This is a genomic window from Caulobacter hibisci (genome assembly GCF_016135805.1).
GTDB lineage: Bacteria > Pseudomonadota > Alphaproteobacteria > Caulobacterales > Caulobacteraceae > Caulobacter > Caulobacter hibisci.
The window spans coordinates 246,685-253,700 of sequence record NZ_JADWOX010000006.1; the positions used below are offsets into that span (position 1 = coordinate 246,685).

At 69.3% G+C, this 7,016-nt stretch carries 5 protein-coding genes; 3 read left to right on the forward strand and 2 right to left on the reverse strand.

The features are described from left to right. The first annotated feature begins 302 nt into the window (after positions 1-302). The 3 genes from mobQ (at position 303) to trbB (ending at position 4,889) form a co-directional block, all read left to right on the forward strand. Positions 303-1,799, forward strand: a complete 1,497-nt coding sequence (gene mobQ, locus I4Q42_RS11440) for a MobQ family relaxase (protein ID WP_198576194.1) — start codon at positions 303-305, stop codon at positions 1,797-1,799. 212 nt (positions 1,800-2,011) lie between these two features. Continuing rightward, positions 2,012-3,931: a type IV secretory system conjugative DNA transfer family protein gene (locus tag I4Q42_RS11445; protein ID WP_198576195.1), complete on the forward strand. Its 1,920-nt coding sequence runs from the start codon at positions 2,012-2,014 to the stop codon at positions 3,929-3,931. Between the two features lies 1 nt (position 3,932). After that, complete coding sequence (trbB, locus tag I4Q42_RS11450; protein ID WP_198576196.1) at positions 3,933-4,889, forward strand: P-type conjugative transfer ATPase TrbB; 957 nt, start codon at positions 3,933-3,935, stop codon at positions 4,887-4,889. A gap of 190 nt (positions 4,890-5,079) precedes the next feature. On the opposite strand, the gene I4Q42_RS26015 is transcribed toward trbB, so the two are convergent. Then, the gene (locus I4Q42_RS26015; RefSeq protein WP_332873068.1) at positions 5,080-5,637 is read right to left on the reverse strand and encodes a DinB/UmuC family translesion DNA polymerase; all 558 of its coding nucleotides are present in this window, start codon (positions 5,635-5,637) and stop codon (positions 5,080-5,082) included. Beyond that, positions 5,634-6,422, reverse strand: a complete 789-nt coding sequence (locus I4Q42_RS26020; RefSeq protein ID WP_232793048.1) for a Y-family DNA polymerase — start codon at positions 6,420-6,422, stop codon at positions 5,634-5,636. The genes I4Q42_RS26015 and I4Q42_RS26020 overlap by 4 nt, the downstream gene beginning before the upstream one ends. Between the last annotated feature and the right edge of the window lie 594 nt (positions 6,423-7,016).

Consider the following 7,016-nt stretch of genomic DNA (forward strand, 5'->3'; position numbering starts at 1 on the left):
TTGTCGGAGGGATCCATGGGCGGCGACCAGATGTCGGGGCGGTTGGCGGTTGGGCGGGGCGCGTGCGGCTTGATTTCGTCTGGCCGTGAGCGTAACCCTTGGCGTCGTGAAGTGACAATGGCGCAGTTATGCATTGCTGCGCAATGCCCGCGGCCGGGAGCGCCCGGCACCCCGTCGACGCGCCCGACCCGGGCGGGTCGGGGCGTCGAGCCAAGGGGCCAGCCCCTTAGCGATCCCTGTCGCTGCGCGAGGGCAGGTCGGGCCCGTTGGGCCTGACTGGGTTAGAAACGGAGGCGCGGCGCGTGGCCCAGTTTCGGCTGGAGGTTTCGGCGATCAAGCGGGCCGACGGACGCTCGTCCGTCGCCGCCGCGGCCTATCGCTCGGCCACCGCGCTGCGCGACCGGCGCCTGGAGATGACCTTCGACTACACCGCCAAGGGCGGGGTGGCCTTCACCGGACTGATGGCGCCGGCGGCCGCGCCCGAAGCGTTCGCCGACCGCGAGCAGTTGTGGAACGCCGCCGAGGCGGCCGACAGGCGGGCGGACTCCCGCACGGCTCGCGAAATCCTGATCTCGCTGCCGCACGAGCTGTCGGACGACCAGCGTCATGCCTTGGTGCGGGCGTTCATCGCCGACAGTCTGGTGGGGAGAGGCATGATCGCCGACTACGGGATCCACTATCCCGACGCCCACGGCGACGCGCGAAATCATCACGCCCACATCCTAATGACCACTCGCCGGGTCGGTGCGGAGGGCTTTGGCCTGAAGGGCCGCGAATGGGACAATCCCGACGCGGTCAAGGCCCTGCGGCTGGAATGGGCGCAGGTTCAGAACCTGCATCTGCGCCAGCACCTGGGGCCCGACGCGCCGCAGGTCACCCATCTGAGCCTAGCCGGCCAAGGGCAGGCGCGCGAACCCACGGTCCATCTGGGGCCGTCGGCCTCAGGCATGGAGCGCCGAGGCGAGGCTTCCGACCGCGGCGACGTCAATCGGGCGATCGAGGCGCGCAACGGCGAGCGGCGCGAAGCGCCGGCCCGGGTGCGCGCGCTCGAGGACGACTTGGCCCAAGAGGCACCGCGGCAGACCTATCCGATCGACGCGGTGATCCGGGAGTTCGCGGCGATCGGCAAGGCGATGGCCCAGGAACGCGACGGCTGGGCGCGGGATCTGGCGCGACTGGCTCCCCAGGCCGCGCCGACGGCCCGGCAGATCGCCGCCGACGTTATGGTCTCGGCGGTCGCCGAACGGCGTGAAGCGCGTCTGGCGCTGGAACGCGTCCAGCGCCGCATCGCCACCGGGCGGGCCAAGCGCGGTCAGCTGGCGCGTTGGGTCCGCGATCCCGCCCGGATGATCTGGGCCAAGCATGCCGAGCTGAACGCCCTGGCCAGGGCCCGAGTCGCCGATCGCACGGCCCAGGTCCGGCTATCGGTGCGACGCGACTGGCTGGCCAGCGAGGCGGGGCGGGCCTATGTCGCCGCGCGCCTGGACCCGGCCCGGCAGGCGGCCGAGGCGGCGCGGCGCGCGGCGCGCACCTTGGAGCGCAAGATCAAGCGCGCCGACAAGCGCATCGACAATGTCGCGCGCACGCGCACCAAGCTGATGGTGGCGCGCGAGCTTCGCCAGGCGACGATGACCGCGCCCTCGCAGATGGCCCTGGGGGTGAGCCAGGCGGTGCGGGAGGTCGACCGGCGCGTCGTTGACATCATCCAGGGCCATTCGCCGGTGGCCCAGAAGGCGGCCTTGGACAAGGTGATGGCGTTGGTCCGCGGCCGTCTGCCGGGCTTGGATCTCGATCGCTAGCCCAGGAGGCCTTCGACGGACGGTCCGCCGCACACCCGGCAGACGTGGCAGGCCAGATCCTCAAGACCGTTGAGCGGCTCCACGGCCAGCGCCATCCGGTCGGGCGCATTCGCCTGAGAGGGCGCCGCCGCCCCCATAGAACTTCCCCGGTAATTCTCCCGAATTGTCGCTTCTGACGCGCGTGGGCTCTCCTGTCGCTCCAGGAGCGCCTCATGACCCTCGCCAAAAAGCGCCGCTGGATCCTGCCCCTGGTGGCCCTGATGGCTATCGCGGGTCTGGCGGCGGCGACACAGACGATCGGCCACCTTTTTGCCTATACCGCCGGCCTGGGAGACGGGTGGGGTGCGGCCGGTGGGGTGCGGCTCTATCCGCCCTGGGCGATCGTGGGGTGGTATGCACGCCATGCCGGGCGCTATCCGCGGGCCTTCGACCAGGCCGCGCTCAACGGCCTTGCCGTCTTCGTCCTGCCGCTGCTGATACTGGCGGGCCTGACCCGGCGGTTCGTGGCGCGGCCGAGGCCGTTCGGTACCGCCGCGTGGGGCGATGCGGCCGAGGCGCGGCGGGCGGGCTTGGCCAACGGCGAGCGCCTGGGCGGGCGGGTGCTGGGGCGGCTCGGCGGCCGGCTGCTCACCTTCCTGGGCGTCGAGCATTGGGTGATCGTCGGGGCGTCGCGCTCGGGAAAGGGGGCGGGACACGTGGTGCCCACCATCGTCTCCTGGGCCGAGAGTCTCTTCGTCTACGACCGCAAGGGAGAGCTCTGGCACATCACCGCCGATCATCGGCGCAAGCTTTCCCACACCTTCTACTTCGCCCCCACCGATCCCGACACCGCCCGCTGGAACCCGCTGTTCGAGGTGCGCAAGGGCCCCATGGAGATCGCCGACATCCAGAACATAGTCGGCATCCTCGTCGATCCGATCGGACTCAAGCAGGGCAACCTCGATTTCTTCGACCAGTCGGCGGCCAATTTCTTCACCGGGGTGATCCTGCACGCCCTCTACACCGAGCCGGACGAGCTGAAGACCCTGGCCCATGTGCGCCGGCTGCTGATCGACATCGAGCCGACCCTGGACGCCATGCTGGGCACCCGGCATCGCTGGCGTCCCGACGGGGCGGCGGCCGACGGCCTGGCGCGCGACGCCGGCGGCGAGCCGATCGCCGAGGTTCATCCGGAGGTGTGGCTGGGGGCGACGGCGTTTCGCAGCATGGAGCCCCGGGTGCGCTCCAGCGTCCTGGCCACGGCCCAGAAGTCCCTGGCCCTATGGGCCGACCCGCTGGTGGCCAACGCCACGTCGTGGTCGGACTTCTGCATTGGCGACCTGGCCTGCGCGAGCGCGCCGGTCAGCTTCTACCTGATCACGCCCCAGGCCCATGCCGATCGCCTGGCGTTTCTAGTGCGGGTGATGCTGCGCCAGAGCCTCAACAGCCTGATGGAGACGATTGACGCCGACAGCCGCGGGCGGCGCAAGCGCCACAAGCTCTTGATGATGCTTGATGAGTTTCCCAAGCTCGGCGCCCTGGCGTTCCTGGAGAACGCCCTGGGCGAGATGGCCGGCTATGGGCTGGTGGCCCACCTGATCTGCCAGAGCTTCAACGACGTCTTCAAGCACTACGGCGTGCACACCTCGATCTTCGACAACTGCCACGGCACGGCGGCCTTCGCCACGTCCGAGCCCGGGAGCATCGAGCGCATCGTCAAGCGCGCGGGGCGGTCGCTGGAGATGCGCGAGAGCTTCAGCGATCCCAGGCTGATGTTCGGCAAGGGCCATCGCAGCCGCAACCAGGCCGAGGTCGAGCGCTACGTCCTGGCCGAACAGGACGTGCGCGGCCTGCCGGGCGACAAGCAGTTCCTGTTCGTCAACAACGCCAAGCCGTTCCTGGCCGACAAGCTGCGCTATTTCGACGAGCCGTTGTTCGCGGCCCATACTCGCGATTTCTTCCATGGCGAGCGGGCGCGGTTCGTTCAGACGCGCGCGACGCTGGATACGCCCGGGGCGCCGCCGATTGACTGGCTGGGCGTGCGGGCGGTCGAACCCTACGCTGCGCCGCTGCAGCGGGTGCCCGAGCCCGGGCCGCTGGCCTGCGCCGACGGCCTCAGCATCGTCGACCTGATCTACAACGAGGCGGACTGAGATGGGGCCTGCATCCGACGAGGCCCTGGCGCGCAAGCACGCGGCCCTGCGCCAGGCCATGGGGCCGGTGCTGGCCGCGGCCCTGGCCGAACCCGCCGTGGTGGAAGTGATGGTCAACGCCGACGGCGCTATCTGGATCGAGCGCATCGGCCAGGGGCGCATCTTCAGCGGGGCGCGGCTGGCGGCCGCCGACGCCGAACGGATCCTGCGGCTGGTGGCCGATCATGTCGGCGAGGTGGTCACGCGCGACCAGCCCCTCGTCAGCGCCACCCTGCCGGGGAGCGGCGAGCGGTTCCAGGGGGTGTTTCCGCCGATCGCCGTCGCACCGTGCTTTTCGATCCGCAAGCGGCCGCAGGCGGTTTTTTCGCTGCAGGACTATGTCGACCAGGCGATCATGACCGCCGGCCAGGCGCAGGCGCTGGCCCGGGCGGCCGCCGAGCGCGAAAACATCCTGATCGCCGGCGGCACGGGCGCGGGCAAGACGACCCTGGCCAACGCGGTCCTGGCCCTGCCGGCCTTCGCGCAGGACCGGGTGATCCTGGCCGAGGACACGCCCGAACTACAGTGCTCGGCCAGCGACCAGTTGAGCCTGCTGACCAAGCGGACCGAGCCGGCGGTGACCATGGCCGACCTGGTCAAGGCGTGCCTGCGCCTGCGGCCCGACCGGATCGTGATCGGCGAGGTGCGTGACGGCAGCGCGCTGGACATGCTCAAGGCCTGGAACACCGGACATCCCGGCGGGCTGGCGACCTTGCACGCCAACAGCGCCGTCGAAGCGCTCAGCCGCCTGGAGGACCTGATCAGCGAGGTGGCGCTGACCGTGCCCTATCGGGCGATCGGCCAGGCGATCGGGGTGATCGTCTTCATCCGACGTGCGCCGCACGGACGGGTCCTGGACTCGATCCTGCGGGTATCGGGCTGGCGGGACGGATCCTATGTGACGACGCCGATCGGATAGGTGACACTCGGATTTTCAATCCGCTGCTCTCATGGTCGAAACGCCGGCGACGCAGCGGTTCAGGGGGCGCGCACGACGACCAGAGCCACTATCGCGGCCACAGCCAGGCCCGCCGCCAGAGCCAGGCTCGCCCAGCCGGCGGGGTCAGCACTTGGGCCGTGGGACGTTGGCGGGCAGGCATTTGGGGACCTTAAGCGGGGCAGGGGGCCTTGGCGACCGTGTTTGCGACGGAAGCTTCGTCCAGCGACAAATCCAGCTGTTCGGACTTCAGCGGGATCTCCTGCTCGAAATTGGACAGGGTCACGCCGACCAGGCGAACGCCGGTGCGCAGAGGATAGACCGAGCGGATCAGCCCCAGGCTCGCGCGGGCAAGGGTCTGGGCGTCGGCGATCGGGACGGGCAGGGAGCGGCTGCGGGTCGCCTGCTGGAAGTCCGCCCACTTGATCTTCACCGTCACGGTGCGGGCCCGCGCGTCGGTGCGCTCGCACCAGGCCCAGACCTTGTCGGCCAGGGCAAGGATCTCCGGCTCGATGGCTTCAGGGGCGGTCAGGTCGGTGTCGAACGTGGTCTCCGAGCCCGACGATTTGCGCACCCGGTCGGGATTGATCGCTCGATGATCCTCGCCCCGGGCGATGGCGTAATACCACGGGCCCGACTTGCCGAACCGCTCGACCAGGAAGGCCAAGGACTGGCGGTTCAGGTCCTCGCCGGTGTGGATGCCCAGGCCCTTCATCTTGGCCTCGGTCACCGTGCCGACACCGTGGGACCGTCCGATCGGCAGGGTCTGGACGAGGCCTCGCCCTTTCCGGGCGGGACCACGAACTGACCGTTGGGCTTCCTCTGGTCGGAGGCGAGCTTGGCCAGGAATTTGTTGTAGCTGACGCCGGCCGAGGCCGTCAGGCCCGTGGTCTGCAGGATCCGCGCCCGGATTTCGCGGGCCGTGTCGGTGGCGGTGGCCAGGCCGCGCCGGTTCTCGCTGACGTCGAGAAAGGCCTCGTCCAGCGACAGAGGCTCGATCAGGTCGGTGTACTCGGCGATGCGAGCCTGGTCGTCCCGATCGAACCGGCGCGACAGCATCACCGGTTTGCCGGCCACCTCGATCAACTGGTGGTGGGGCGTTGCGATGCCGGCCCGATCGGCCAGGCGTAGGGCGATCTCCTCCCACAACTCGATGCTGTCCTCGTCAGTCTCCTTGGGGAATTCGGCGATCGACAGGCAGCCGTGCTGGTCGATGACGGAGGCTTTGGGACGCGCGCCGCCGAGCGAGGAGCCGGGGGCGAAAAGCAGCCGCAGGTCCTCGTCGGTCTCCTCGTCGCGCAGGACCCGTTCGGTGATCGACAGCAGTCGGCCAAGCTCGATCATGGCCGGCACACCGTCGTGGATCGGCGCCCGGAAAGTCTTTTGGCCAGGTCGGCGAAAGCGAAGGGCGCTCAGGCGGGTCTCGTCGGCCACGCCCAGGAGATGGTCGCTTTCGCTCAGGGCGCGGACGGCGCGGCCTGAGCGCTCGGCCAGTCGCCGCTCGGCTCGTCGCATCAGGCGCTTTCCCCAGGTATCGGGGGCGGAGTCGCCTTTCGCGCCGAAGATCGGCAAGCCGCCCGGCGGCGCGAAGGTCCCGCGGGTCAGGGGGAGGGCGGGCTGAGTTGCAGCGTCTTACCGAGACCCAGATGGTCTACCGTCCTGTGGACTTCACGGCATGGCGAGATGCGTTGCTAGGGAAGCTAAGCATCCACTACGAATGGGACCAAGACGTGCGGGACATGGGCCTGCGTTTGATCGCTTTGTTGGAAGCGGATCCCCAGTGGCGGATCTATGGCTGCTACAAGTAGAAGCTCGCGCCGGCGACCTTGATTGTCGGCGTGGTGGAGGGGCCCTTGGAGTTCCGCAGCGGGCGCGGGCTTGGAAGGGCTCTGTACGCGCCGACGCTGGCGAGCCGCGCGCCGGCGGATCGTGGGATTTGAAAATCATGTTTGACTCTGTCTGCGAGTCGTTTAGATAGCCGCCTCCGCCGCGACGAAGCGTTGCAGGCGGGCCGCTCGCGGAGCGGCCGGAACCTTCAGGTTTCGTTCTTTGACATTGTTAATTGGAAAGAGAAACGCAGGCGGCGGCGCTCTGGCGATGGACTGAAAA